Genomic DNA, 25,710 nt, shown 5'->3' on the forward strand with positions numbered 1-25,710 from the left:
AGCAGCCTCATCGCGAAGCTGACATCTCCAAGCTCGCTCTGAAGCAACTCGCGGTTCGCGGGGCCGCCATTGGGGTGTCTGCTTTCGAGGCCATGCCGAAGGATTTTTCCGATGATTTGCTGGCGCTCGCCAAGCTCCTCGAGCAAGATGGCTAAGCGCTCGACCTGGGCGAGTGTTAACGCGTTGAATGATGTCATTGTTGATCTCCACGAAAGGCGACGGTTGGTGTCCGTTGGTTGGTGGCAGTTGTAGTGTCGATGACGTCGGATGATGTCGGTTGCCAAATATTCTGACACTAGCCTAATTGATTTTACGCGAGTTTCTTTTTGGTTCGCCCGTTCTCGGGGCACGTTTTGCCAAAATACGTGACACTGCGGCTCAGATTTGCCAGAAGAAATGACACTCCGTGCCAAAGTTCGTGGACGTTGCGTGCTAACCGCTCGATGAGGACCGCATTTCGGGGTGCGGTCAGCTCGAATTTGGTCTTCAGTGGGCCGAGAGCGGAACGGCAAATTGCGGACGATCAGAAGCGGAGGCGGACGTTCAATGGTTTTGGTAGGAAGGGCTAGATCAGTATATTTGACAAGAGGCATCAAAACACCTCTCTTCCTTCAGACACGGACTGCAATAGGTGCAAACTCAGGCCTTTCGGCAGAATATGCTCTTCTGAGATTGACCCGGAGCTGCAGATCGGTTACCAAGCAACCCATGATCAACAACGTGCCGACCTTCGTTTCGACCGCAATGATGCCGCTCTCCATTTCGGAAGCGGAGCTATTCGGCATGTGATCTGATCAGATCAAACGACACGCCAGAGCCGCTTCCGTCCCGGGGCGGCTTTTTTCTTGTCCGGAAACCGCCTCGCTTTTTCCAGAGGAGTTTCCATATGCCCATCGAACAGACCTGTAGAGCCTCGGCCACAAACCATTACATCACGACGGCGATTCCTTACGTAAACGCCGCACCTCACATAGGCTTCGCGTTGGAGGTGGTGCAGGCAGACGCGCTGGCCCGTTTCTACCGCCTTCAGGGGTGCAGCGTCCGGCTTCAAGCAGGCACCGACGAGAATAGCGTCAAGAATGTGCAGGCGGCCGAGGCGGCGGGCATCCCGGTCACGGAGTTGGTGGAGCAAAACGCTGCGCGCTTCATCGCTCTGAGGACAAGTCTCGATCTTTCCTACGACGACTTCATCCGGACCAGCGCCGACGAGCGACATAGATGCGGCGTCGGGCGGCTTTGGAAGGCATGCTTTGATAAGGGTGATATCTATAAGCGTGTTTATAGCGGTCTCTACTGCAACGGCTGCGAGCAGTTCTATAAACCTGGAGACCTCGATGAAGGACGATGCCCCGAGCACGGCACGAAGCCTGAACTGATCGAGGAAGAGAACTGGTTTTTCCGGCTCTCGCGCTATGCAGGCACATTACGCGACCTCTATGCTCATGGCGAGATCGAGATCATCCCAGAAACGCGACGCAGGGAGGTGTTGTCCTGGATCGACGGCGGCCTTGAAGATTTCAGTATATCGCGCAGCGCCACTCGCGCGCGGGGCTGGGGCATACCCGTGCCCGGCGACCCCGATCAGGTGATCTACGTCTGGTTCGACGCGCTCGGGAACTACATCACGGCACTTGGCTATGGAAGCGATGACGACAATCTGTCGCGATGGTGGACGCAGGCCGCCTCACGCGAGCACGTCATCGGCAAGGGCATCACACGCTTCCATGCGGTCTACTGGCCCGCCATCCTGTTGTCCGCAGGTTTGCCTGTGCCGACACGCATTCTTGTCCACGGCTATGTCACTGCGGAGGGGCGCAAGATCGGCAAGTCCATTGGCAACGCCGTTGATCCCGTGCCGCTGGCGGAGGAATTGGGATCGGACGCGCTGCGGTATTTTCTGCTACGCCATATCCGCTCGACCGGCGATGGCGATTTCTCGCACGCGCGCTTCCGACAGGCTTATGAATCCGAGCTTGCCGGGCAACTCGGCAATCTCGTGCATCGTGTGCTCAGCATGATCGAGCGCTACTGCGATGGGACCACGCCGGCGCCTCCCCAGGGTTTCGTGGAAGCCGACAGGTTGCTACGCACGGCCAAACACCTTCCCGGAAACGTTGCGGTGCATCTGCGTGCCTTCACCTTTGACCGCGCGCTCGATGCGATTTGGACACTTGTGGCCGATGCCAACCGATATGTAACGGAAGAAGCCCCGTGGGATTTAGCCAAAGCTGCAACTTCGTGTGACCGCGAAGCGGCTTCGGCAAGCGCTGCCAAGTTGCATGGCACATTGTTCAGCCTGTCGGCTTCTCTATTCACGATCGCGAAGTGCATCGCCCCGCTGCTACCGGAAGCAAGCCGGAAGCTCTTCCAGAAGCTCGGCGAAACCGACCGACACTGCGATCATGCGGTGGCAGGGCGCAGGATCGAGGTCGGTATGCCTCTATTTCCGAAGGCATAACGACACGTCCCCTCTGCGGCAAATGCCCGCCGACGATATCTCGGTATTATGCCGAGAAAAGCCCTCCAAAATCGGCGGAAAACCAAGCCTCATAGGCCGATACTCTGCATAATCTGGCTCTCTGCATAATCCGTCATGCCGGCGAAAATGCGATAGTCGGGTCTCTTCTCTTTTTCGGCCTCTGACTGCGTGATCGACGCCCGCTTTCAGGCACTCAACCGAGTCATCGCAACCGCCACTATGGGCGCGAAGCCGCTGTTGCCACTAGTGCTCGGACTGTCTCTCTTGGGTCACAGTCCGAAAAGGCATGGGACGGCAAAATTTGTTAATTGGGAATTAACCCTAAATCCTTAGCAAGAGTCAGCTTGCGCATGCTCTGCATGCGCAAGTTCATGCGAAGCAAGGAGAGTTCTTATGGCAAAGGCAAAAACAAGTAAGCCCGCGGCGACTAGTAAGGCGAGCGTAACCGGGACGCCGCCTGTTCGTCCTGTCAAAGAAACCTTGACGAAGTCGGCGCTGATCAACCTTGTTGCGGCGCAGAACGATCTTCCGCGCAAAACGGCTGCAGCAGTCTACGCTACATTGGAAGCGGTGTTCCTTGGCTCGGTACATCCCCGCGGTGTTGGCGAGTTCACCTTGCCAGGTCTTTTGAAGGTGTCTCTGCGCAAAGTGCCGGCTCGACGGGCTGGAACTCTGGTTCGCAATCCCGCTACCGGCGAGATGATCAAGGGCGCGGCGAAACCGGCTAGCGTCCGTGTAAGTATTCGCGCCTTGTCCAAGCTCAAAACAGCAGCTGTCACCCGGTAAATGCCGCTTTTAGCGCTCGCGGCCGAAGCTGAAATAGAATGGCGAGCGGCCGCGTGAGCGCGCATGAAAGACTCTTCCGTGAAAGAGACTACGCCCCAAATCCGGTGGCGAGTGATGAGACTGTCTAGAACTTGGGGGTATGAACTATAAAGTATTGCTTGCCATCAGCTATTTGGCGGCGGGGGACTATGGATGCGTTGGGTTTTGCGGTTGGTTGAAGCGAAGGGCGAGGGGCAATCGCAAAGCACGGATGTCATGGAGATCGTCAGGCCCGATGATCTGGGGAATATCGCCGACCTGGGTTTGACGTTGGCGGAAGCGAAGGTGCTGCAGGCGCGCGTTCAGCAGGAAGTCGTCGCCGCTCAAGCCAGAGGCCATGCCGCGCAACGGCCGAATTGTCGGTCTGCGCCCAAAGCCGTCATTCGCCAGCGGACAGACGAACAACAGATTTCGACCCATGTCGGTCGCTTAGCTAAAGCGGTTCGTCTCCCAAAAGCGGACATAAAAGACGGCCATATTGGCTTAGGCAGTCATGGCTGGAAAGGCCAACGCCATAGAACTTCCATCTGCCGGATCTGGCGACATCTGCTGGCGTTACCCCGACACCTTCGAGTGTGCTAGTTTGAGCCGGTGAAAATCGCCGAATCGAATCGCCGTGAGACGCGTTCAACCCGTAGGCCCCTCATACATGCCACCGACTCCCAAGCCGATGTCTCGCACTCTTGCCGTCGAAATCGCCACGAAGACCATAGCCGTCGTTAACCCGGCTAACCGCGGGCTGCGAATAGCGGATCTGCTTGAAAAACATGGGTTCCGCCGCGTCCGTGAACCCGAATTGGATATTCTCAGCGATCAGGCGCGCCTCGTGAGTTGGTTGCGCGAGACCTTCAGAGTCGACTGAATGGATTCTACGAGAAAGGTAGCTGAAGAACCGCAGAGGTTTATCAGATGGCTGCGGCCTGATTATCAGACAGAAAGTAGCTGGACCTCTCGCTCCTCTCGCCAATGTCCTCTTTGCGCCCTTCAATGATCGGACAGCGCTCATGACAGACGCCTCGATTTCGGCCGCTCCCGCTCCAATGGAGGGACACGGCGCCTATAATCGCAGTTCGCGCGTCCAGTCGGCTGGGCTTTCTCCTGCAATTCTGCTGCTCGAGGAAGCGGCTCGCGTGGTCCCGCTACCCGACGCATCGCAACCGATATTGATTGCCGATTATGGTTCATCCCAAGGGCGCAACTCGCTAGCGCCGATGACGGTTGCGATCCGCAGATTTCGGGACAGAGTCGGACCTGCGCAGGCGATCTCGGTCGTGCATACGGACATGCCCGATAATGATTTCGGCGCGCTTTTTCAGACCTTGGTCAACGATCCGAAGAGCTATCTTCGCGGCGATCCGGCGGTATTTCCATCTGCAGTGGGGCGCTCGTTTTATCAGCAGATCCTGCCGTCGGGCAGCGTTACGCTGGGCTGGAGCTCATGGGCCGTACAATGGCTGAGCCGCACGCCGGCGCAGATCCCGGACCAGCTGCAGGTCGCCTACAGCGGCGACGCGGCAGCGCGTGAGGCCTTCACGAAACAGGCTGTTGAAGACTGGCGAACCTTCCTCATCAGCCGCGGGCGCGAACTGCGTGATGGCGGACGACTCGTCGTTCTGACCATGGCGCTGCGCGATGACGGCGACTTCGGCTACCGCGGCGTTCTTAGCGCGATGTATGCAGCGCTGCTGAGCCTCATCGATGATGGCCTGATTAGTGCGCAAGAGGCTCGGCGGATGGCGATCCCGACGGTGGGGCGCAGCCGCGCCGATCTGGCGGCGCCGTTCCTCGAGAACGGGCGCTGTGGCGAGCTTTCGATCGAGCATTTGGATGTATTCGAGGGCGACGATTTGATCTGGCGCCAGTTCGCGCAAGACCACGACGCCGGCAAATTCGGCGCCCAATGGGCGGCGTTCTCCCGGGCGTCGGTATTCCCGACCCTTGTGCTTGGTCTTAACGGCGGCGCCGGCGATGCGCGCGCGGGCGCCTTTGTCGAGAACCTCGAGGCCCGCATGGCGACGCGCTTGGCGGCGGCGCCAGAGCCGATGCTCATTCCGCTCGCGCGGATCGTGCTTTTGAAGGAAGAGACCTGTTGAGCTTGCTTCCGACTACTGTGAACCTCGTCCGAAAAGCGGGCGGGAGGCTGCTCTAGATCTTTGTTTTAGAGCATTTTCTTAACGCGAACCGGCCTCCACTTCGCTCGAAAATGCTTTAGCCTTCCGGATCGACGTCGTTAAGACGTGCGGCTCGCTCAACGTGGCGCACACCCCGCCTTGTGCGCCTTGTTCTCAATTGGAATTCCGGGCGCGTCGTGCCACAAGTGATCTCTACTTCGTTTGCTTTTTCGGGGGGTGACAGGATGAAGGGAAAGATCGGTCTTGAGGAGCATTTCTCGCATCCCGACACAGTTGGCGACTCGGAAGAATATTTCGTGGCGGAAAAATGGGATGAGATGAAGAAACGCCTCGTCGATGTCGGAGAGATTCGCCTGAGGCTCATGGATCAGCATGGCATGGAGATGATGATCATCTCATTGAATTCGCCGGCTATCCAGGCCATCGGCAACGTCTCCAAAGCGACGGAGATAGCGCGACGGGCAAACGATTTCCTTGCCGAACACATCGCCAAAAGAGCCGATCGATTTCGTGGATTCGCGGCTTTGCCGCTGCAAGACCCCGATGCCGCCGCCCTCGAAGCCCACCGATGCGTCGCTGATCTTGGCTTCGTCGGCGCCCTCGTCAACGGCTTCTCTCAGGTTGGCGACGAAGAGACGGTCGTCTATCTGGATGACGCCCGATACAAAGGATTCTGGGCCGAGTTTGCGAAATTGAATCGTCCGTTCTACTTGCACCCTCGCGATCCTATCGCATCTTGGGCCCGCATCTACGACGGCCACCCCTGGCTCCTTGGCTCGGCATGGGCCTTTGGCGTCGAGACGGCGACGCATGCTCTGCGGCTGATGGGAAGCGGTCTGTTCGACCGGCATCCAGATCTACAGGTCATCATGGGCCACCATGGCGAAGGCCTCCCCTTCCTGATCTGGCGCGTGGATCATCGGGTCGCCACGGCGCCAAGGGGCATTCAGATCCAGAAGACGTTTCAGGAGTATTTCCATCGAAATTTCTACATCACCACCTCGGGCTCATTTCGAACGCAAGCCTTGATCAACTCGATTTCGGAGATCGGATCCGATCGGGTCTTGTTCTCGACTGACTATCCATTCGAGGAGGTCAGCGACGCTGCGACCTGGTTTGACGCAGCGAGCATCGCCGAAAACGATCGCGAAAAGATCGGCCGCCTGAACGCAATCAGGCTTTTTGGCCTGACGGTCTGATCAATCGGCGCCCCGCCGCCGAGCCAGGACCGGCAAGGGAAGCTCGCCCGTAACCAATCACCCGAGTTCGTTCTTGAAAATCACGCCGTCTTTCATGATGAGCTTGAGATTTTTCTCCGGCTGCAGCATGACGCGCAAATCTTTGAGCGGATCGCCTTCGATAACGAGGACATCAGCATAAGCGCCTGGCGAAATTGTCCCCAATTTGCCTTTTTGCATCAGCAGCTCCGCGTTGATTGCCGTAGCGGATCGGATCACATTGGGAGCCGTATCGAGATCAATCCGCATCTCAAATTCTCTGAGCTGCGCTTTTTGCGCCTCCGGGCCCCACAGATCGGTGCCGAAGGCGATCGGAACATTATATTGCCTGGCCCATCTATAGACCTGTTTGCCCCTTTCGACCGTTTGCTTGACATTTTCGACAATTTTTTCCGAAAGATGCGTTTCTTGAGCGCTTTCGATGCGTTGAACAAGCGATATGAAGGTGAGGTCAAGGAATGCGCCGCATTGCGCGATCATTGCAACGGTTTCCTCGCTGGCGAAATTGGCGTGCTCGATCGAACGCACGCCTGCCTTCAGGCACCGCCGCACCCCTTCATCGGTATAGACATGGGCCATGACATAGGCGCCGCGCGCCTTCGCTTCTTCGACGATGGCGCGCAATTCCTCTTCGGAAAATTCATAAAGCGTGGAGTGGGATTCCGAAGGGAATACAACGCCGCCGGACACGAACAATTTGATTTGCGTCGCGCCTTTCCGCAATTCTTCCCGCGCCGCTTTGCGCACCTCGTCAACGCCGTCGGCGATGACCGACATAACGGAAAATGGACCGATATGGCCGCAAGGGTCGATCAATTCGCCGACTTTGCGAAAGTCAGCGCCTCCGCCTGTCTGCGTCAGCGCCTTGCCTGAATAAAATACGCGCGGGCCAGTGATTGCGCCCGTCGCGACAAGGTGGGCGATCGAATAATCCGCGCCGCCCGCCTCCCGAATGGTAGTGTAGCCATCCATGAGGCTGTTGCGCAAATAGTTCGCCGAAGCGATGGCGATTTCCGACGCCGAATAGGCGATATTCTTCGGACTTAGGGAAAGTCCGGTGATATGCGCGTGGGCGTCGATCAGCCCGGGCATGAGCGTCCGTCCGCCCAAGTCGATTATTACCGCGCCGGCGGGATCGATTGGCTCGGTAGATAGTGAATCTATGCGATTATTCTTGATAAGAACATTGTACGATCGCTGCAGTTCCGTGAAGCCGTCCAGAACGAGATTGGCGTTTGTAAAGAGAGTGTCGGGCATCAAAAACGCGCGCCTTATGTCGTTGCTTGCAGGCGCTCAAATAATTGCCGTGCAGCTTCGTGATGATCTCCAAAGCCGTCAAACAGTCAAGCGGGCGTGATCGAAGGCAGAGTTTCGAATCCCTTCTACGAGGCTCTCATGAATTGCTCAAGGGGGCCTTCGATCTACCAAACTGCGGCCATCGCCTGTATCGTCAGGGTCAAGGCGGCCCGTTGGCCTCCCTCTTTGGCGATCCTTGGCCAGAGCTTGATCGAGCCCAACTTTTAGACGAGAGATCATTATGGAAGACAAGAGCGGCGCGACAAGATCTGCGCTACGGGTATGGAGATTCAGGGCCCTTGTTTTCGCGATGACGCTGGCTGCGGCGCCGATGGCGGCCTCCGCCGCTCCAGGCTACACGGTGCTCTATACCTTTACGGGCGCCGGCGACGGGGGCCAGCCCCTAGGCGCCCTGCTAGCCGATTCGAAGGGCAATCTCTATGGCACGACATCTGTCGGGGGTGAGTTCGGCAACGGCACGGTGTTCGAGCTGACGCCGCCGGCCAGCGCGGGAGCGCCGTGGAAGGAGTCCGTGCTGCATTCCTTTTCCGGCGCAGAAGCGAATAGTCCACAGGCCGGGCTGACTGCCGATTCGAGCGGCGCCCTCTACGGCACGACGGTCGGTGGCGGCGCGTTCGGCTTTGGCACGGTGTTCAAGCTGACGCCGGGCGTAGCCACCAAGGTGCTCTATTCCTTCAAAGGCCAAGGGCGGGGTCTGAAGGACGGGGCTAATCCTTATGGAGGCGTGATTGTCGACTCGGACGGCAATCTCTATGGCATGACATTTACCGGGGGTGACTTCGGCAAAGGCGCGGTGTTCAAGCTCGCGCCAAACGGCGCCGAGACCGTCCTCCGCTCCTTTTCGGGCAGAAACGGGGCTTATCCCCTGGCGGGCCTGATCGCCGACGCCGCGGGCAATCTCTACGGCGCGACAACGCATGGCGGCGCGTCGAACAACGGCGTGGTGTTCGAGCTCGCGGAGAGACCGCTGTTCCGCGCCGAAATGGTGATTTGGCAATTTAGCGGCGGTCTCGACGGGCGGAGTCCCTCAGCCAACCTGACTTTCGATTCGAACGGCAATCTCTATGGCACGACAGCGCATGGCGGCGCATACGGCCTCGGCTCGGTGTTCAAGGTCGCGGCGAACGGAAACTCTTCGTTCCCTCTCCATTCCTTCGCGGGCGTCGACGGGGCGCATCCCTCCGGGAACCTGATCGTAGACTTGGCCGGCAATCTCTATGGCACGACGCCCGGAGATGGAGCCACCAATGGAACAGTGTTCAAGATCGCGCCAAACGGCGCCATAACCGTGCTCCATTACTTTGAGCACAAGGAGCAAGGGGATTTACCGATGGCCGGCCTGACTGCCGATTCGAACGGCAACCTCTATGGCACGACAGTCATAGGGGGCGCGAGCAGGCAGGGCACGGTGTTCGAGCTGACCGGAACAGGCTTCCTGGCAAAGCCAGTGCCTTTCAACGCCATCCTCGCCGACCTTGCCATAGACTTCGGCAAGCAGCCGAACACCGACTCGTTTAACCTCACATCCCAGTTCTTCCTGGGAAAGACAAGCCCAGGAATTAAACCGTCAACGGACGCGGTGTCGCTCGCGGTCGGGACCTTCAGCACCACTCTTCCGGCGGGGTCGCTCAAACCAAATGGGTCCGGGGCGTATCAATTCGCCGGGACCGTCAATGGCGTGGCATTGCAGATTCAACTGACGCCGACAGGACAGCAGAGATACTCCCTCACCGCGGCCGCCCGTAACGCCAATCTGAGCGGGACCTCAAATCCGGTGAGCGTGACGCTGACGATAGGCGCCAATACCGGCACGTGTTCCACCACTGCTTTGATTCAACGCCAAACGGCGCAACGGGAGAGCGCGAACACGCCAAACTCACTCGAGCGGTAGCTCATTATGTTGCGCAGACTTCGGATTGGTCGCTCGCTTTGTCGCGAACCATTCCCATTCTTCGGCGCGTTTGAATAAGCGAAGGCGCGTTCCGCCGCCATGAAGCGCGCGAGCCTCGGGGAAAATGAGCTTTGCCGGCTGAACCGCTTGGCCAGTTTCTTTGACAAGCGCCGATGGCTCTAAGTCCACGACTGCCTATGGGCGAGCCGTCGCTCGGCCGTGCGGACGAATGTCCGCTCCGGCGCCCGCTCGTCCAAAGCTGCCGTTCCTCTTTCTGCCCAGCCCTCTGGTGTCGAGCGTGATGGCGCCCAGTTTTTCTTTTGGCCAAGGATGGCCGATAGGAGAAAGGCAATGGGACACTCGGAATTTGACCCGGGCGCCAACGAGCGGCGCCCATGGAACGAGGGCCGGAAGCTTGGCGGCAAACGCGCGCTGAAGCCACAGCAGGTCTGGGCCATCAGGTTCTGGCTGGATCGAGAACGGCGGCTTCGAGACCGCGCGATGTTCGATCTCGCGATCGACAGTAAGCTCCGGGGATGCGACGTCGTTAAAGTCAAGATCGGCGATCTCGTCAGCGGTGGCCGGGTTCGATCACGCGCGATCATCATCCAGCAGAAGACCGGCCGACCTGTTCAGTTCGAGCTCCTCGAACCCGCTCGCGGCAGTATTCTGGCATGGCTCGAACGCCGCGGCGGCACGCTCGACGACTTCGTCTTTCCAAGCCGGGTCGATCATGCCGATCATATCAGCACTCGGCAGTATGCTCGGCTCGTTGATGAGTGGGTCACCGGGATCGGATTGCGCCGGGAGGACTACGGGACGCATTCGCTTCGCCGAACCAAGGCGTCGATCATTTATAAGCAGACAGGCAACCTACGCGCGGTGCAGATATTGCTCGGTCATAGCAAGATCGAAAGCACCGTTCGGTACCTCGGCGTCGACATAGAGGATGCGCTCGCCCTTGCAGAAGGCACGGAGGTATAGCGATCTTAAGATCTCCTCGACGTCAGCGCCGAGGAGTTATGTGCCTGCAATGGTGTCTCCCGCGCTGCGCCCATCCCGGCCCTTCGGTCCAAACGGCGCCGCCGCTCCGAAGCGGACGTTCGGCCCAAATCGGACTCAGGAACTTTGAGACGCATTGACAAAAAGCCGCGCAGCTTCACCATGCGGTGCGGGGGGAGGAGCATGGCGGAGGCCACAACTACGCATCGGCCGAATTTCGGGGCGCGCGGCTCGCGTCCTCATTGCCTGGATCGCGATAAGACTTGGGCTCGTCGCACCTGCGGCCGCGCAACAGGTCAATGCCAGCCTGAAACAAGATCCGTTCGCGGCGATTTAGAAATCGCTGCCGACTTGCAAAAAGGCGGCCGCCACTTGGGCGCGACGCCGTCGATCGGAAGCGCTCCCAAACCTGACGTATGCTCATTTCCCCGGCCTCGGAGGCGCGAATGCGGATTCCCTCAAATCAAGCGATGAGAACTGCATTTTTGTTGGCCGCCATGGCCGCGGCGTCGGTTTCTTTCGCGGCGTCGGCTCACGCGGGATCCGGATCCCGCAGAACGATCAACGCGGATGCGGCGGGCGTCAGGAAGGGCGCTGTCCTCGTCAACATCGACAAGACAAGTCAAACAATGACGGTTTTTTTGGGCGGAGTAGCAAAATATCAATGGCCGGCATCAACTGGCCGGCTGGGATATTCAACTCCGTCAGGAACCTATAACGCCACCTCGATGAACGAAATTTGGTATAGCAAACAGTGGGAGAACGCCCCCATGCCCCATTCTATTTTCTTTATTAAAGATGGCCATGCCATCCACGGCAGCTTGGACGTAAAGAATCTTGGGAGGCCGGTCTCGCATGGCTGCGTGCGCATCTCGCCCAAGAATGCCGCCGCACTTTATGCGCTGGTGAAGGAGAACGGCCTGGCGAATACGCAAGTTATGGTAACGGGCGTCAGCCCGGGCGGCGAGTACGGGCCCGCCGGGGCACAGACAAGCCAGCGCTCGGATTTTTTCGCGCCTTCCTTTGGCGTTCCTTATGGATTTCAGGGTCGCTAGGGTCACCATATACCTTGGGAAAGGGAAAAACCATGAGCGGTCAATCGACGGTTGAAAAACACCAGCGCGGAGAGGCGGCGGACGCCGCGATCGAGGCCGCTATCGCTGCCGAGCGGCGGCGCTGTATCGACCGCGTGCGGACTTATGCTGCGCTCAGGGATCGGGCCGCCGTCAATCTGGACATGGCCGAAGACGGCGACGGCCCCGAGAAGCCGAGCGAGGGAGCGGCGGAGCGTGTGCGAATGCAGGCGGAGGTGGCGCGCGATATAGCCGCTTTCCTGGCCGAGGAGGCGCTTCGCTAATCCAGGTCTCCGGATGGAGGATCTGGGCGTTCGGATGAACCGGGCGCCGGCCGTCCGCTGTCGATGACGGACCGGCCCCTTTCGGCACAGTCCTCGTATTCGCCTTCGGCAGTTTCGCACCCAATTCACCTGTTCCGAGCTGGCCGCGCCAAACCCATAAGCGGTCATTCACAGATTAAGGTGATAGCAGCTACGCCCCTTGGCCGCCGATCGTCCGGAGCGCGCCGCTTCCCCAGGCCCTCCGATTTCGACAAGCCTAATTCGAGCCGACGGCAAGTCGCAGCATTTCAACGGGACGTGACGAAGCGTTCCAGTTTGCCCAGTGTTTGCAGTCCCAGTTCCACGGCACCGAAGCCCTTCGCCTCCTGGAACTCGGCAGCCGTGCTGAATACCATGCCCAGCGTTACCTTCGTTGCCCCGTCCTGATCCTCGAACGAGGCCCAGGCGTCGGCATGTTTCGGCCCGTTCTCGCCCCACAACAGCGTATAGCCGAGCCTCTCCTCGGGCCGGACATCGACATAGAGATGGTGGTTAGGGAAGACCGTGCCATCAGACGCGATCATGTCGAATACCCATTCACCGCCCTTCCGCAGGTCGATCCTTTGCGTGCGACAGGAGAAGCCTTCCGGCCCCCACCATAACGGCAGCGTTTCAGGGTTCATCCACGCGCCCCACACGACGGATCGTGGTGCCTGAATCACCCGCTGCAGCACCATGGTCCGTTCAGCCGCGCCCACGAGGTTTTCTAGGCCGGAGCCGAAGCCTTCACGGTAGCCTGGCTCCATGTCCTCCGCCAGCGAGGAAAGCTGCACCGTCACGACCAACCGGCTGCGCTGATGCGTACCTGAGACATCCGCCGTCACGAGCGCTACAGATTGCGTCATGCCTTCGGATGAGATCACCTCGTAGTTCACGCTGCTCACCTCTGGCTGCAACGCGAGCCAGCCATTCTCGCAGCGGATGTCTGGCTGGCCCTTTACCTTGCAGAGCGAGATCTCACGACCACCCACCCTGGTGTCGGCCTCCAAGAACTCCACGGTGACTGAGGTCGATGGCGCAGCCCAGATCGCCCGCGCGGTCGGGGCCGTCCAGGCCTCCCACAGCACGGCCAATGGCGCGGCCACGTCCCGTTCGAAGGTTAGCGTTGCAAAACGGTTCCTTCCATAAACCGGCGCGGCATTGATCGCGTCGTTTGTAGCCAGGTTCGGTGTCATTTTTTGCTTTCCTTCATCACATTCATCACAAATGCGTCCAACCGGTCGAGACGCGTCTCCCAGATGGCCCGCTGTTCATCCAGCCATGTCCGCACCGGATCCAGAGCTGCGGGTACGATGGCGCAGGTGCGTATCCGCCCGTCTTTGGACGTGGTTATCAATCCTGCTTCCTCCAGCACGGAAAGGTGCCGCATCACCGTGGGCAGCCGCAGTCCCGTGGGACCAGCCAAATCCGACACCCGCGCAGGTGTTTCGGCGAGCCGGGTCAAGATTGATCGACGGGTCGGATCAGCCAGCGCATGGAAGAGCAGCGAGAGATCAGGATCATGCTTAGCCATGTCACTAACTATCGCTCGATTTGAAGGTGGCGCAAGCGAAAACTTCGTCAAGTCGCTAAGTTTTTTCCGCCCAAACGCGCGAGTTCTTGGAGCAGGCGGCTTCCGTTGCCGAGTCCGCTGAGAAGTTGCTCGCAGCGATGCGAGCGCAGGCCGATGCCTGCAATCGAAGACAAATTCCTGAAGCCGCCAGTCCGCTTCCCACCCGTGCTGTGGATCGGCAGCGCTCGACCCAACTACGTCGCTCGGGCGCTGATCAGCTCATCCCGAAACCAGCCGTAGCGGGAACCGAACCGACTGGCGACTGAGCGCCCATCGTCGCCGATCTCAAGCCAAACTAGTTCGCCCGAAAGCTGCCATTCGTTCACGCTCTGCGGCGAGGGCGATCAGCGCTATCATCCCCAAAGCTCGCTTGCGGCTCCGCCAACGCATCGGCTGAAGACGGCACGCGAGACGCCCCATAGTTGCCTCAGTGCGCCAAGCCCCAAAGGTGCGCCTGCTCGACTAGCTGGATGGCGGAGCGCGGTGTGGCAGGGAGCGGCGGCATTTTGCGGCTGCGTGGCGGAGTAAAGTCCAGTCACTTTTGGGGTTGACCCATCTCGAGCATCAGCGGTTCGTCGATTTGTATTCGTTGATCGAAAGAGCCGGCGCGAGGCGGCGCGGGTTTTCGGATTGAGCACTATTCGACGCCGCCAGGCTACGCGCGGACCAAAGAGCCCGAAAAACCGCGTGGAGCTCTGCGCCCAGCCGCCAAATGGCCTGGCTTTCCTCCGCCGTTGACAGCCTCGAGAAGGCGCTTGCCGCGCTGTGGTCCAACGTCCCGGTCCAACGCTGTACCGTTCGTAAACACCGCAACCTTCTCGCTCATGCCCCCGACTGGCTGCGCGAGGAAATTTCCGCCGATTACAGGACATGATTTGCGCGGATGCGAAGTAGGAGATCGAGGCGAAGCGCAAAGCTTTCATCCGCAAATGGCGGCTGAAATGCCCAGCGGGTCGCCCCGAGCCTCGAGGAAGCCAGCGACACGCTTTTCACCTTCACGCGCTTCCCGAAAAGCCAATAGAACTCGATCTGCAGCTCGAATGCAATCGAACGATTGCACGAAGAGTTCAAACGGCGGATCAAGACCCAAACGAGGCTGCCGTCGGCGGAGACCGCGGCGATGTTGTTCGGGGCTCTCCTGGCTCGCGGTCAGATCACAATGCGCAAGGTCGATGGCTGGCGAAGCCTCGCCGAAAGACTACCTATCACATCATTGACCTCGCTGGATGATCGGATAACTTCGTCACGCTGGAGATCGCGCTAAAGGCAATACCAAGCAAAATCGTGATCGCACCGGAGAATTCGAAGAGCAACTCTGCACCCGTCTATGAGAGCGGCACATAGCCGACCCATCGATATGAGGAGCTTGACGGCGGCAGGCTGAGCTTCGAGCTTGAGCTTGCACCACCCGTCACGCACCTGTCTCCGTATCGGGATTCAAAGTGGCGACGCTTAGGCTATGGCCCTTCGCCGTGCCAAGGCTCTTCCAGAAGCACTCCGGGCGTCCATAGTTGCCGGCGCTTATTTCATCAGGGCGAGATTCCGCCAGAAGTTCACCAGACTGTCCGTGCCGCCGAACAGGGTGGTAAAATTCGTCGAGTCCACGAGCACGACGTCGCCGGCGCGCTGCTGATTTGGTGGCATCCAGAGCAGGCAATTAAACTCCGTGTTGCCGGCTGCGGTGAAGGGATGCGGACGGTCGGGATCAATAGGCTGGCGAGCCAGCAAATGCACTGACTTGGTGTCCTTGGTGGTCAGCTCATAGTGTGGCAGATGAGGATGGAAATTGAGAGTAGGGACGTTTTTGAGCAGACCCAGCTTATCAATGTCCCGAAAGGCCGTAAGTGGCGCGATCTCGTTCGTGCCTTTGACGAGCGCTGGCCGGAGACCCCAAAGGTTATGCACTGGGACGTCGAGAGCCTTCATCAGCGAACGGGTGTATTGCCCGAAGCGCTGTTGGCGCGGCACGAGCGCGTCGCCGTGGTGGAGGTATTCCATCTGGCGCTGCTTGAAGTCGCTGGTGAAGCCGACATCGTGGTGCGGCGCGAGCAGCAGGCAGGTTCCTTCGCGCTTGAGCCACTCGCGGATGGCCGCGACTTCCTCTGGCGCGGCTTCTTGCTCGGAAAGGAGGTGGTCGAGTCCAAACACCATGAGCGTGTCGGTATCGGCGAGAATCCTTTCGTCAATCGGCAGCTTGAAACCCGCCTGGTCAATGCGCTGGAAAACCGCGACCGGATGGCCGGTGGCCTCGCCGGCAATCTGCTGGAAGCTGAGCGTGGAACGATGGAAAAGCTCCAGCGTACCCGCAATCCCTTGTAGAAATTGTGTTGCGCTCCACTCCGGCGTCTCGTAGGCCGGCCACAGCACCGTGCGGACCTCGGTCATCGTTGAGAAGCGGTTCTCCATTGCCGCGGGGTCGCGCTGGGATTCCCAAGGGTAGCTCCACGTCCAGTAGATGCTTAGGCGGCGTTTGCCCGCCATGTATTTGCGAGCGATGTGAGTTTGGTTGTAGGTTCGTGCCGGTGTTTGTGTGCTCATGGCTGTTCCCTTATCCCTTTCACCCCCTCAGAATTGATGCCACATGCTCTCTGCTTGATGTGCTTGCCAACTCACTTTCAGATTGAGTTCGCGTGTCGCGCTGGCCGCCACGTGAGCCAATATTCCCGCGTAGGTAGGAAACGAGAGCGGAATATGAGCCAGGTCGTCCACCCTCATCCCGCTGGCGATGGCTACCGCCGCCAACTGGGTGATCTCTACTGCTCGCTCGCCAACAACGTGGCAGCCCAATATCCTGCAGGTAGTGCGGTCGACGATCAGTTTGCAAAAGCCCACCGTGCGCCCATCAATGATTGTGCGCGTGGTCGAGTCGAAGCGTACAACCGCAGTCGCGACATCGTGTGTTTCACGGGCCTTTGCTTCAGTCAGACCCACCTGGGCATACTCCGGGTCCGTGAAGCTGCCGATAGGACTCACCGGGTCCCCAATCTTCATAGTCGGGCCCAGTACGGCGTTGCTCGCCGCCACGAAGCCGTCCTGTATTGCCTGAGGGACCAGCATCTGGCGACCGGTAATGTCTCCAGCGGCGAAGATATGGGGCGTGGAAGTTCGCAGATACCCATCAACCTGCACGAACCCCCGATGATCGGCCTCGACTCCCGCCGCAGCGAGCGTCAGCCCGGCAGTATCGGCGACCCAGCCTATCGCCACGACCGCTAGTGCCGCCTCGGCGCTCTCCCGGTTGCCGTTCCTGGAGAAGTTCATTCGCACCCCCGTCGGGGTCTTCTCGAAAGACTCGATGGCGCCGAAGTTCTCATGCACCACGATGCCCGACTCGCGGAACGCCGCCGCAACCGCAGCCGATACATCTGCATCCTCACTCGGCAGAATGCGCGGGCCAGTCTGGAAGAGTTGGATTCGTGAGCCAAATGCGTTGAAAATCGAAGCGATCTGGACACCCGTTGCTCCGGCGCCAATGACCAGCATCGACGGTGGGATCGAGGTCAAACTCCAGGCGTCGCTATGGGTACTTGTCAACTCGACGCCTGGGAGGGGGAGCCGCCGGCTCACGCCTCCCGTGCAAATGATGATCTTGTCGGCCTGAAGCCGTAGCCCGGCCTCGGTGACGATGGTGTGCGGGTCGGCAAAGCGCGCCACGCCGGCGTGCTCGTGGACTATCACTCCCAAGGAATCGATCTGCCGGCGCAACGAAGAATGCGCACGCACATCGTCGACGACCTCGCGCACGCGCGCAAGCAGCCGGGGATAATCCAGTACCGGCACACCCACGACGATACCGTATTGACCCAACTGTCGAGCTTCACGAATCAGCCGTGCTGCATGGGCTAGGGTCCGCACCGGAACTGGTCCGTCGTTCGCGGCCATGCCGCCAAACTCAGCGCGAGTTACCAGCATGGTGCGCGCGCCCAGATCCGCGGCACGCAGTGCGGCGAGTACGCCCGCCGGTCCAGCGCCAATAACAATGGTGTCAATCATCTTGGGCTACCCCGACGATGAAGAGACCTATCCCGTTTCAATGGACGTATCATCCAATGTCGCGAGATATCGAAGCGCCTTGATACCAGGAAGGAAGAAGTAGGCGCCACCCCTCACGGTGGTGAACGCTGGAAGGCCGGTGATCTTTTTGCGGATTGGGCGCTTAGGGATTTTGAATTCGAGCGTGCCGTCTTGGTTGCCTATAATCGGGTCGCGCTCATTGCCGAGTTCATGGAAACTTCTATCATTCACCCATACATTTTGTGCGAACTCGAACTGGCGGATGAGGCTCGCGCAGATCACGAAAGCGGCGATGCCACGCTCGGCCCCGTCTTCCGCAGCGCCCTCCGGCAGGTGAGGGCCATAGGTGGCGCCGCGGCGGATCATGCGGCGGCGGTTCATATTGTGCGCCGTGTCGCGGGGATTCATGCGCCGCATGTGCGAGCCGAGTGGCACCGCATAGCCATGCGGGTCCATCTGCTTATAATTGAAGTCGTTATTGCGCTGCGGATCGGCGCCGAGCGCCGGATCGTCCTTGTCGGGCGCCAGTGTGAGCGGTGCGCCGCTGCGCCAGCGGCCCATCAGCTTTGCCGCAATAAGTTCCTGTTCCTCGGGTGTCTTGCCGTGCTCGCGCAGGAAGTCGCGGAACTTGGCGACATGCTCTTCCAGGCGGCGATAAGCCATATAGCTGCCGTTGCGGGAAAGAATTTCTGGTTGCGGCAGATTGGCGGGCGGGCCGTTTTCGTCCGGATAGCCAAGGACGAATTCGCCCGGCTTGAGCGGCGCGCCGGTGCCGGGCGTTGGCACTTCGCCAGTGCCCTCGATGACCGGCTGGGAAAGCCGGTCCCGGTAGCCGAAATGGTCATGCGCGTAGTCGAACGGCGGCGTCGCCTCCAGATCCAGCGCGGAGAGCACCTTAACGCCTTCGCACTGCGCGACGAGGTTGGCGTGTTCGATCTGACAGCGATTGCGCTCGGCGGCGTCACGGGCGAACAGGATAGCAATGGCGTGGAGGTCTGGGCTGGCGAGGCCACCCACCCAGTTGTCAGGATGGTTCTGTCCGGTGTCGCCGAGGATCTCCGCGCGCGCGACCATGCCTTGCCTGAACTCTTCCGGGAACGTGGCGAGCGAACGCTCATCCACGCCCAGTGCGTGCAGGCCGTTCCAGGTGAAGGCCACCGTCACCCAGCGTTTGTCCTGTTCGACCGAAGCCCGGACTTCCGCGGCCGACTGCGCCTTTTCAAGAATCGCCGACAGCCAAGCCCGTCCGCTTGCGGCGTTGCGAAACGAAAGAAATTCGTATCGCCCCGTGAGCGCGGGCACGCGCGTAAGCAGTATGTGCTGGATGTCCTCGTATTCAATCATGGCTTTGTTCTGCGGTGGCTCACTGCATCTGGTCGAGCATGTTCGAGAAGGCCGCCTTGAGCTGCAGGGCCTTCTTGATCTCGTCCGCACTCACGAACGGATATTCGCCATATTCAAGGAAGCTCGGGCGATGATGGTCACGGACGAACTTGATGAATGCCGGGGCGTTCGTTTTCCAATCATTCGGAAAGCCCTCGAGATTTTCAAAAACGGTGACGAGACCGGAGGCCGCAAAGAGGCCCACCGCATCCTCGACATATTTGTCGAAGTCGGTGTCGAAAATGCCCATATATTGGAAGTAGGTTTCCCCCTTGATCTCGAAAAGGTTCCATCGGAGATAATGCAGCTTGAGCACGGCGAGGACGTCGGGCTGACCAGCCACGGCCTTCTCGATGTTCTTGGCGTACTCATAGAAGACCGGCTCCCGTCCGGGGATGATCTTCGCGATGATGGAGAAGCCGTAGCAAGCCGGAGTCTTGGGAAAGATCGGGCCATATCTGCCTTGCTTAACTTCATCCTTGAAGAAGCTCCCTTCGGGGATCGCCATGGCCGCGGGCTTCGTCCAGTCGCCTTGCCTCGATGTGTCAGACATAACTTCCTCCTTTCCAGTCTAGCGCTAGCTAGGATTGTGATGACCGAAGTTGCGTCATTGGCTGCGACAGTGACGATGTTCAATAGGTGATAATGTTATCTACCTTCAGCCGGACTAAGTCCTCGGTTTAGCCGAAGCCGCCCCCCTGCAGAGGCGGTAACCAGTGGCTTACGGGTCGAAGGCGTAGTGGGACTATTAAGTCCAATGGCCGGCAGTTTCTCCGGCTGCAGGGCGCTGGCAGCGAATGGCGCAGCCGCCACGCTGCAAACCATAGGGCGAAAGCCGTGCCCCTCCTCCTTTCAGAAGGCTCAACAGAGGCCATCATAATGAAAAGCCAAGCAGCTGGGAAGGGCGAGAGTGAACTTGGCGCGGCTTAGTGAGAAACTGGCCGACGTCTCACAGAGACCGCCTCAAACCAAACTGGAACGAAACATCCAAATTGGCGTTCGAGGCAAACGAGGTCTTTATCTTTGACCCTCACAGGAGGCGTCGAATGGCCTCATAGGAGGTGCGTTATGGATATTAAAACAATTTCGATCGTATCCGGAACCGCCCTGTTCGCGCTCACCGCAACCGCTTCAGCCGGTCCTATGAGCGTATCGAGCTCGCAGCTTATAACGCCACCAACACAGATCGAGCAGGCCCACCATTACTATCGGCATCACTATAGGCACTATGGCTGGAGGCACCATGGCTGGAGACACTATGGCTGGCGCCCTGGCTGGCACAGATACCACTACGGTTACGGCTACGGCTACCCTTATGGATACGGAGCCGGATTGGCGGCCCTCGGGACCGCGCCTCTGATGACTGGCCGAAGCGTGGCGATTTCCCCCGCGGCGGGCTCCGGAAATTATTGCGCGACTCCCGTGAAGACGTGCTTGCTCTATGAGCCGGGATGGCTTGGGACTGGCTGTTCATGTAAGGTCTACGACGGCTACGCGCGGGGAACTGTTGAGTAGAGTCTAGCGAGGGCGAAGGATACAGAAGCTTCGACAAGACTGCGGCGGAGGCAAGACTCGGGCGCAGTCTTTTTTAAATGCGCTCTCATAGGCAAAAAATGTCACGCGTTGCCATTATCGAACGCCTTAAACGGAGGATATTTGCGATGAGGATGATGACGGTTCATGGATTCGCTGCCGCGGCATTAGGTGCGGCGCTAGCAGTAGGGCTCAGCGCTCCCGCTCAAGCGGCTGCCCCCGCGAACTATTCGCGCGCCTGCACGGAAATTGTTGCGTCCAACGGCTTCGTTGCGTCCAACGGCTTTGTGGAGAAAGCGCTTTATGCCCGTCGTGCGGTGCGCCGCACCGCTCGCCGGACAGTCCGTCGCCACGGCTACTGAACCGCGAAGATGATGGCCGCCGAGCGCGGCGGGTGATAAAATGAGTGTCGAGCGTAGCAAGCGGCTGCAGGCGAGGGCCTGCAGCCGCACCTAAAGCATTTAGCTTCATCGATAACGCCCTTTGGCGCGCACGAGGCTCCGTGGCAAAGGCCCGACATATTTTTGCTGAAGGCGAGGTTGCGCCGATCGGCGCGGGTGTTTTGCGTTTCTAAGGAAAACAGGTTTCGCCCAGCACGCAGGGTGTCATGAGGCAAATTTTCGACTTTGTGAAAACGACGGTGGTCGGTGGCGCTATCTTCTTGCTCCCCTTCGCTGCGGTTCTCCTTGTTGTCATCAAGGCGGGCAAGATGGCTGTCGATTCCGCGACGCCACTCGCGGAAAAGCTGCCAATTTCAAAAGGCGAGGCGGTTCTCGCTGTTTATGTCGTCGGGACTTTTTTGCTATCCCGAGTTGTCTGGATGATCCGCACGCCAAAACCGCACGCAGTCATCGGCTATGATGAAAGGCGGTGCGAGGGCTGGTCGCTGGCCGTCTCGGCACTGCGCAGCAGGATGCGAGCGTAGAACCGCTTGATATGCTCGACACGCAACTGCCATGCCGGGATAATAATGTCCACGATCCGGTGTCTCCGGTGAAAATATGAGAAGCACAGACGAATTCGATTCGAGCCGACGGCTGTGGCGAAACCCCGTGTTCGCGATACTATCCGCTTGCACCAGCTTCGGACATCGCACTGCTGTGCCGTCTTCCGAACGTCGTGATGCGATCGCACTCGGTCTCGGGAATGCGCGCTTTTTCCTCGATGAGCCGGGAGCGATTTCCACCGAACAAGAGCTAGCGCTCATTCGCGAAGCCAAAAGCCTTGGCGTCAGCCGAGGGGGCGTCCTGCCAAACGCGCAGTACCTGTCGCTTTCGGGAGGCGGAGACAAGGGCGCTTTTGGCGCTGGACTGCTCGTCGGTTGGACCGCGCATGGCGACCGTCCGAAATTCAAGCTCGTCACCGGAGTGAGCACTGGCGCTCTGACCGCGCCGTTCGCTTTCCTGGGCCCTGAATATGATGCAGCTCTCACTGACGTTTATACGAACATCGGCCCATCGAAGGTCTTTAAGAAGAGGTTCCTGCCCTTTGCCGCGCTTTTGCAGGACGCGATGGCCGACACGAGTCCGTTGTTTAGAACGATTTCACGCTATGTCAACGAAGAGATGCTCGGAAAGATCGCCGCGGAATACGAGAAAGGACGACTGCTGCTAATCCAGACCACCGATCTCGATGCCGGTCTGCCAGTCCTGTGGAACATCGGAGCGATCGCCGCGAGCGGCCATCCAAGCGCGGCCGATCTCATCCGTCGAATCATGCTTGCGTCCTCATCCATACCAGGGGCGTTCCCACCGGTGTTGTTCGACGTCATTGCTAATGGCAAATCCTATCAGGAAATGCATGTCGATGGCGGCGCCGTCAGCCAAGCGTTTCTTGCTCCGCCTAGTCTCGACGTGCGCATAGCCCAAGAAAAAACCGGGTTCCGCAGAGAGGGCTACGTCGCTTATATCATTCGCAATTCCCGACTGACAGCCGAATGGAGCGATGTGCAGAGGGCAACCCTTCCGATTGCCGGCAAGGCCGTCTCGATAATGATCAACTATATCGGCCTTGGTGATCTCTATCGGATTTATCTGACGATGCAACGCGCCGGCGCGGGCTTCAACGTCGCTTATATCGGCGACGACTTTCAGGCAGAGCACAAGGAGCAATTCGACCCGGGATACATGCGCGCTTTGTATCGCTTCGGCTATGAGAAGGCAGCGAGGGGTTACCCGTGGGAGCATGCGCCGCCGGGGTTTCAAGCCGAAGACCGGTGACGACGTTTGATCAGTTCTACGACGCCATCGTGGCGCGACTGAAAGAGCACGTCCTCTGACGCTTCCTTATCCTTCTAAATTATTCGAGCCACGCAAATTATCGATCAGGATGTAGATACTTACCAATAGGACCCATGCAGGAAAAACGAACAGGGCCCAGTCAAGATAACCGCTGCCAATAAGAAGGAACAGAGCAGATGCGTATCCCAGATATGCAATCCAACGTGCGACAAGCTGGGTCTTTATGGCTAGCGTAGACGTCGAGATCATAAAAACTGCAGCCATCTTGAATGCGTAAATTTGCATGGCGTCAAAAGCGAATGCGCGGCCGAAAGCAAATGAAGGAGAGCCGACGAGCGTGCCGGTCGCAACTGAATAGGCATGGATGAGACCTCCCATAGCCGAAGCTGCAGCAAATATCATTCCAAGGAACAGGAGACCGCTTCCCAAGAAAACGGTCGCAAAAAACTGATCCTCCTTCTCTCCCAGGCGATCACGCAACACGCCGAGAAACCACAGGAAAGCAACTCCTGCAAATGGAATGAGGTTCAAGGCAAGAGACACTCTTTCCGAACCCGTCTTTAGCCATGAACCGGTCTCGTGTGGGCTAACGGGCACTGACTGCCAAAATATCCAGAGGCTGCAAATGAGTAGGAGAGAAAAAAGGATACCGGCGATGGCAGCCGCTCGCGGCGTTTTCAGCCCAGGATGAATTAGGGGCCGTTTAGGATCAATTATGTCGGGGGATGGATTTCGCATTGTGCAAGACTCCAAAAAGCAACGCATTTAGGCCAGGCGGCTGCATCGCTCGGCATTGCCGTGCATATCGCAACAATGGCCGACCTGCATCCGGCATCGTAGTTCGATCGGGGTACCATGTTCGAATGACGACTGCCATCATAGAACGCCATGGTCGGATGTCCGCTTGTCCGCCCTGTTGATCGAGAGCGGTCTGACCGGTTTCGGCCGGGCCACGCCATAAGCAGAATGACCGCTTTCCAAATTGCAGGCCCGGGATCGGACCGGCGGAAACCCACCCATTGTCGCCAAAAGCGCCCCGCCGGCATCGCGGCCGCTTTCGAGAACCGCCGCATTGGCCGGGACCCGCCATAATGGGCGCAGAGCGGCCCTTAAGGAGGGGGCGGGCTATCTCTGAAGTCCGCCGATCGGAGACGTTGGGGTGAGCAAGAGGCAATGACCATTTCGATTCACGGCCTGACACCTACGCGGGGCATCAGGACATAAAAATGTCACCGTGGATCTGGTGACATTTTATTTGGCAAGATCTCAATCGCAAATGGTGACAGTTTTTCTGGCAGAGTGACATTATATTTGGCAACCGACAGATGAATGCGTCACCACGTTGTCGGTTGCCAAATATTCTGACACTGGGCTTGTTGAGTTTGCGCGAGTTTCTTTTTGGCTCGCCAGTTACCGCAGCCCCTTTTGCCAAAAGACCTGACACTGCGGGCCAGTTTTGCCAGTAGAAATGACGCTGCGTGCCAAAATTCGCGGGCGTAGCGGGCCATGGTCGACGAGGGCTGCCCTTCGCCCCGCCGTCAGAAAGAATTTGGCCTCCGATGGGACATAGCGGTCATTCGCTGGAGGCGGTCGAAATACCCAAATCGACCCAACCTGTCGTTCAGGCGCCGATCAGCTTTTCCCGAAACCGGTAATAGTGACGGCGAGCCGACAGGCGGCGGAGCGCCCAGGCTGGTCGTTCAAGGGGGTGCCCGTGGATCCCTCGGAGTAGACGTTTGAGCCGGCACATTTCAGTTTGCTTGAGCCGTCGGGAACTCGATCCCCGGTCGTTATGGAACAGCGCTTCCTGCCACGCTGGCGCCAGGCAACGCCGCACCAATGTCGGCCGCTGTTTCGTTGCCTGCGTTCATCAGCAAACAGGCGATCATGCAAGCGTTTATGCGGTCTTGCCGAGCAACGAATCGAGCAAGCCTTTTTTGTCCATCGCACGCATGTCGTCGTAGCCGCCGATATGTTTTCCGTCGATGAAGATTTGCGGAACCGTGTCGCCGCCATTGGCGCGCTTGGTCATCTCCTTGCGCAGCTCCTTCGAGCCCGTAACGTCGATTTCCTTATATGTCACGTCTTTCTTTTTGAATAAGGCTCTCGCGTCCGCGCAATAGTCGCAGGTCTGCGTTGCATACATTTCAATTTCGGCCATCGTTTACTCCTCGCTCTCCGGATTGGGGTTCCGCGTCTATATAAAGCTCCGCCTTCACCGGGCCAAGCTCCGGCGCGCGACGGAACGGGCAGGGCTCTGTCAGCTCAATGAACGATGCCGCAGGAATGTCCGGAATTGCATTATCTTGCGTCCAATGCGTCCATTCCAGTTTCGGCCGGACCCCGCCGGAAACCGAATCTCCGGTTCCGCGCTACGCGGCTCGCAAGCGGTCAGTCGCAAGAGCACCCTTCGGAGACCTTCGAGTTAGCAACGGCCAACGACCGCTTCGAATCACGGCCCGCGATCATCGGCGACCCAAATCACGATCGGCCCGTCCTTGATGCCGTCGTCTTCAGTATCCCTCAGTCTCGGGACATGTGGCAATCCTCAAATCGCCAGTCTCATCATATGCGACATAGTCTCGCGATATTTGGCATCCGACACACGTTGTCACTATGAACATCCGCTTGTGGCCCCACATTCACACCGTAGGCAAAACCCCGCGCGAATCATGGTGAAATTTCCGCACTCGGGGCAGGAATCTCCC

General features: G+C 58.8%; 20 protein-coding genes and 1 pseudogene. 12 read left to right on the plus strand and 9 right to left on the minus strand.

Annotated features, from left to right (window positions below; genetic code table 11):
- Window positions 1-886 precede the first annotated feature (886 nt).
- The 5 genes from DL86_RS14660 to DL86_RS14680 all read left to right on the plus strand — a co-directional run bounded on the left by DL86_RS14660 (window position 887) and on the right by DL86_RS14680 (window position 6,635).
- Window positions 887-2,458, plus strand: coding sequence for a methionine--tRNA ligase (locus tag DL86_RS14660; RefSeq protein ID WP_084572954.1), 1,572 nt, complete (start codon window positions 887-889; stop codon window positions 2,456-2,458).
- 414 nt (window positions 2,459-2,872) lie between these two features.
- Window positions 2,873-3,265, plus strand: a complete 393-nt coding sequence (locus DL86_RS19430) for an HU family DNA-binding protein (protein ID WP_084572955.1) — start codon at window positions 2,873-2,875, stop codon at window positions 3,263-3,265.
- A 192-nt stretch (window positions 3,266-3,457) separates the two neighbouring features.
- Complete coding sequence (locus DL86_RS19995) at window positions 3,458-3,886, plus strand: hypothetical protein (RefSeq protein WP_156964683.1); 429 nt, start codon at window positions 3,458-3,460, stop codon at window positions 3,884-3,886.
- Between the two features lie 422 nt (window positions 3,887-4,308).
- Window positions 4,309-5,397, plus strand: a complete 1,089-nt coding sequence (locus tag DL86_RS14675) for a class I SAM-dependent methyltransferase (protein WP_036262999.1) — start codon at window positions 4,309-4,311, stop codon at window positions 5,395-5,397.
- Window positions 5,398-5,660: 263 nt separating this feature from the next.
- A complete protein-coding gene (locus tag DL86_RS14680; RefSeq protein ID WP_036263001.1) occupies window positions 5,661-6,635 on the plus strand; it encodes an amidohydrolase family protein in 975 nt (324 codons plus the stop codon).
- 57 nt (window positions 6,636-6,692) lie between these two features.
- Here the strand turns inward: DL86_RS14680 and DL86_RS14685 are convergent, their stop codons facing one another.
- Window positions 6,693-7,931 (minus strand): metal-dependent hydrolase family protein, encoded by a 1,239-nt coding sequence (locus DL86_RS14685; RefSeq protein WP_036263003.1) that lies wholly within the window; start codon window positions 7,929-7,931, stop codon window positions 6,693-6,695.
- Between the two features lie 280 nt (window positions 7,932-8,211).
- Here DL86_RS14685 and DL86_RS14690 point away from each other — a divergent pair, with 280 nt between their 5' ends.
- From DL86_RS14690 to DL86_RS14710, 4 genes are all read left to right on the plus strand, one after another.
- Window positions 8,212-9,882: a choice-of-anchor tandem repeat GloVer-containing protein gene (locus tag DL86_RS14690; protein WP_156964684.1), complete on the plus strand. Its 1,671-nt coding sequence runs from the start codon at window positions 8,212-8,214 to the stop codon at window positions 9,880-9,882.
- A gap of 351 nt (window positions 9,883-10,233) precedes the next feature.
- Window positions 10,234-10,866: a tyrosine-type recombinase/integrase gene (locus DL86_RS14700; RefSeq protein WP_036263007.1), complete on the plus strand. Its 633-nt coding sequence runs from the start codon at window positions 10,234-10,236 to the stop codon at window positions 10,864-10,866.
- 464 nt (window positions 10,867-11,330) lie between these two features.
- A complete protein-coding gene (locus DL86_RS18860; protein WP_162180445.1) occupies window positions 11,331-11,939 on the plus strand; it encodes a L,D-transpeptidase in 609 nt (202 codons plus the stop codon).
- A 32-nt stretch (window positions 11,940-11,971) separates the two neighbouring features.
- Complete coding sequence (locus DL86_RS14710; protein ID WP_156964685.1) at window positions 11,972-12,241, plus strand: hypothetical protein; 270 nt, start codon at window positions 11,972-11,974, stop codon at window positions 12,239-12,241.
- A 287-nt stretch (window positions 12,242-12,528) separates the two neighbouring features.
- Here the strand turns inward: DL86_RS14710 and DL86_RS14715 are convergent, their stop codons facing one another.
- Entirely contained in the window at window positions 12,529-13,455 is a 927-nt protein-coding gene (locus DL86_RS14715; RefSeq protein ID WP_051953514.1) for an SRPBCC family protein, read from the minus strand.
- Entirely contained in the window at window positions 13,452-13,793 is a 342-nt protein-coding gene (locus tag DL86_RS14720) for an ArsR/SmtB family transcription factor (protein ID WP_036263011.1), read from the minus strand. The genes DL86_RS14715 and DL86_RS14720 overlap by 4 nt, the downstream gene beginning before the upstream one ends.
- 781 nt (window positions 13,794-14,574) lie before the next feature.
- On the opposite strand from DL86_RS14720, the pseudogene DL86_RS19435 reads away from it, so the two are divergent.
- A pseudogene (locus DL86_RS19435) lies at window positions 14,575-15,096 on the plus strand (transposase); the annotation flags it as partial.
- Between the two features lie 257 nt (window positions 15,097-15,353).
- Here the strand turns inward: DL86_RS19435 and DL86_RS14730 are convergent.
- From DL86_RS14730 to DL86_RS14745, 4 genes are read right to left on the minus strand one after another with little or no spacing between them, the layout of a single operon-like run.
- Window positions 15,354-16,370 (minus strand): hypothetical protein, encoded by a 1,017-nt coding sequence (locus DL86_RS14730; protein ID WP_036263014.1) that lies wholly within the window; start codon window positions 16,368-16,370, stop codon window positions 15,354-15,356.
- Between the two features lie 27 nt (window positions 16,371-16,397).
- A complete protein-coding gene (locus DL86_RS14735; RefSeq protein WP_051953516.1) occupies window positions 16,398-17,825 on the minus strand; it encodes a dihydrolipoyl dehydrogenase family protein in 1,428 nt (475 codons plus the stop codon).
- 27 nt (window positions 17,826-17,852) lie between these two features.
- Complete coding sequence (locus DL86_RS14740; RefSeq protein ID WP_036263017.1) at window positions 17,853-19,190, minus strand: Dyp-type peroxidase; 1,338 nt, start codon at window positions 19,188-19,190, stop codon at window positions 17,853-17,855.
- Window positions 19,191-19,209: 19 nt separating this feature from the next.
- On the minus strand, window positions 19,210-19,782 hold the full coding sequence (locus tag DL86_RS14745) for a hypothetical protein (protein ID WP_036263021.1): 573 nt from the start codon (window positions 19,780-19,782) through the stop codon (window positions 19,210-19,212).
- Window positions 19,783-21,369: 1,587 nt separating this feature from the next.
- Here DL86_RS14745 and DL86_RS14750 point away from each other — a divergent pair.
- Window positions 21,370-21,687 carry a hypothetical protein gene (locus DL86_RS14750; RefSeq protein ID WP_036263023.1) on the plus strand — a complete coding sequence of 106 codons (318 nt, stop codon included), beginning with the start codon at window positions 21,370-21,372 and terminating at the stop codon, window positions 21,685-21,687.
- A gap of 76 nt (window positions 21,688-21,763) precedes the next feature.
- The gene (locus DL86_RS14755; RefSeq protein WP_036263027.1) at window positions 21,764-22,981 is read left to right on the plus strand and encodes a patatin-like phospholipase family protein; all 1,218 of its coding nucleotides are present in this window, start codon (window positions 21,764-21,766) and stop codon (window positions 22,979-22,981) included.
- 66 nt (window positions 22,982-23,047) lie between these two features.
- Here the strand turns inward: DL86_RS14755 and DL86_RS14760 are convergent, their stop codons facing one another.
- The gene (locus DL86_RS14760) at window positions 23,048-23,533 is read right to left on the minus strand and encodes a hypothetical protein (RefSeq protein WP_245276390.1); all 486 of its coding nucleotides are present in this window, start codon (window positions 23,531-23,533) and stop codon (window positions 23,048-23,050) included.
- Window positions 23,534-24,899: 1,366 nt separating this feature from the next.
- Window positions 24,900-25,163, minus strand: a complete 264-nt coding sequence (grxC, locus tag DL86_RS14765; RefSeq protein WP_036263030.1) for a glutaredoxin 3 — start codon at window positions 25,161-25,163, stop codon at window positions 24,900-24,902.
- Window positions 25,164-25,710: the final 547 nt, after the last annotated feature.

The organism is Methylocapsa aurea, assembly GCF_000746085.1.
Taxonomy (GTDB): Bacteria; Pseudomonadota; Alphaproteobacteria; order Rhizobiales; family Beijerinckiaceae; genus Methylocapsa; species Methylocapsa aurea.

What these genes read in the sequence shown, in the direction of transcription:
- DL86_RS14660 (WP_084572954.1), top strand. Translation starts at nt 887, where the DNA reads ATGCCCATCGAACAGACCTGTAGAGCCTCGGCCACAAACCATTACATC.
- DL86_RS19995 (WP_156964683.1), top strand. Translation starts at nt 3,458, where the DNA reads ATGCGTTGGGTTTTGCGGTTGGTTGAAGCGAAGGGCGAGGGGCAATCG.
- DL86_RS14745 (WP_036263021.1), bottom strand. Translation starts at nt 19,782, where the DNA reads ATGTCTGACACATCGAGGCAAGGCGACTGGACGAAGCCCGCGGCCATG.
- grxC (WP_036263030.1), bottom strand. Translation starts at nt 25,163, where the DNA reads ATGGCCGAAATTGAAATGTATGCAACGCAGACCTGCGACTATTGCGCG.
- DL86_RS14740 (WP_036263017.1), bottom strand. Translation starts at nt 19,190, where the DNA reads ATGATTGAATACGAGGACATCCAGCACATACTGCTTACGCGCGTGCCC.
- DL86_RS14735 (WP_051953516.1), bottom strand. Translation starts at nt 17,825, where the DNA reads ATGATTGACACCATTGTTATTGGCGCTGGACCGGCGGGCGTACTCGCC.
- DL86_RS14680 (WP_036263001.1), top strand. Translation starts at nt 5,661, where the DNA reads ATGAAGGGAAAGATCGGTCTTGAGGAGCATTTCTCGCATCCCGACACA.
- DL86_RS19430 (WP_084572955.1), top strand. Translation starts at nt 2,873, where the DNA reads ATGGCAAAGGCAAAAACAAGTAAGCCCGCGGCGACTAGTAAGGCGAGC.
- DL86_RS14720 (WP_036263011.1), bottom strand. Translation starts at nt 13,793, where the DNA reads ATGGCTAAGCATGATCCTGATCTCTCGCTGCTCTTCCATGCGCTGGCT.
- DL86_RS14730 (WP_036263014.1), bottom strand. Translation starts at nt 16,370, where the DNA reads ATGAGCACACAAACACCGGCACGAACCTACAACCAAACTCACATCGCT.
- DL86_RS14710 (WP_156964685.1), top strand. Translation starts at nt 11,972, where the DNA reads ATGAGCGGTCAATCGACGGTTGAAAAACACCAGCGCGGAGAGGCGGCG.
- DL86_RS18860 (WP_162180445.1), top strand. Translation starts at nt 11,331, where the DNA reads ATGCGGATTCCCTCAAATCAAGCGATGAGAACTGCATTTTTGTTGGCC.
- DL86_RS14715 (WP_051953514.1), bottom strand. Translation starts at nt 13,455, where the DNA reads ATGACACCGAACCTGGCTACAAACGACGCGATCAATGCCGCGCCGGTT.
- DL86_RS14690 (WP_156964684.1), top strand. Translation starts at nt 8,212, where the DNA reads ATGGAAGACAAGAGCGGCGCGACAAGATCTGCGCTACGGGTATGGAGA.
- DL86_RS14750 (WP_036263023.1), top strand. Translation starts at nt 21,370, where the DNA reads ATGAGGCAAATTTTCGACTTTGTGAAAACGACGGTGGTCGGTGGCGCT.
- DL86_RS14700 (WP_036263007.1), top strand. Translation starts at nt 10,234, where the DNA reads ATGGGACACTCGGAATTTGACCCGGGCGCCAACGAGCGGCGCCCATGG.
- DL86_RS14685 (WP_036263003.1), bottom strand. Translation starts at nt 7,931, where the DNA reads ATGCCCGACACTCTCTTTACAAACGCCAATCTCGTTCTGGACGGCTTC.
- DL86_RS14755 (WP_036263027.1), top strand. Translation starts at nt 21,764, where the DNA reads ATGAGAAGCACAGACGAATTCGATTCGAGCCGACGGCTGTGGCGAAAC.
- DL86_RS14675 (WP_036262999.1), top strand. Translation starts at nt 4,309, where the DNA reads ATGACAGACGCCTCGATTTCGGCCGCTCCCGCTCCAATGGAGGGACAC.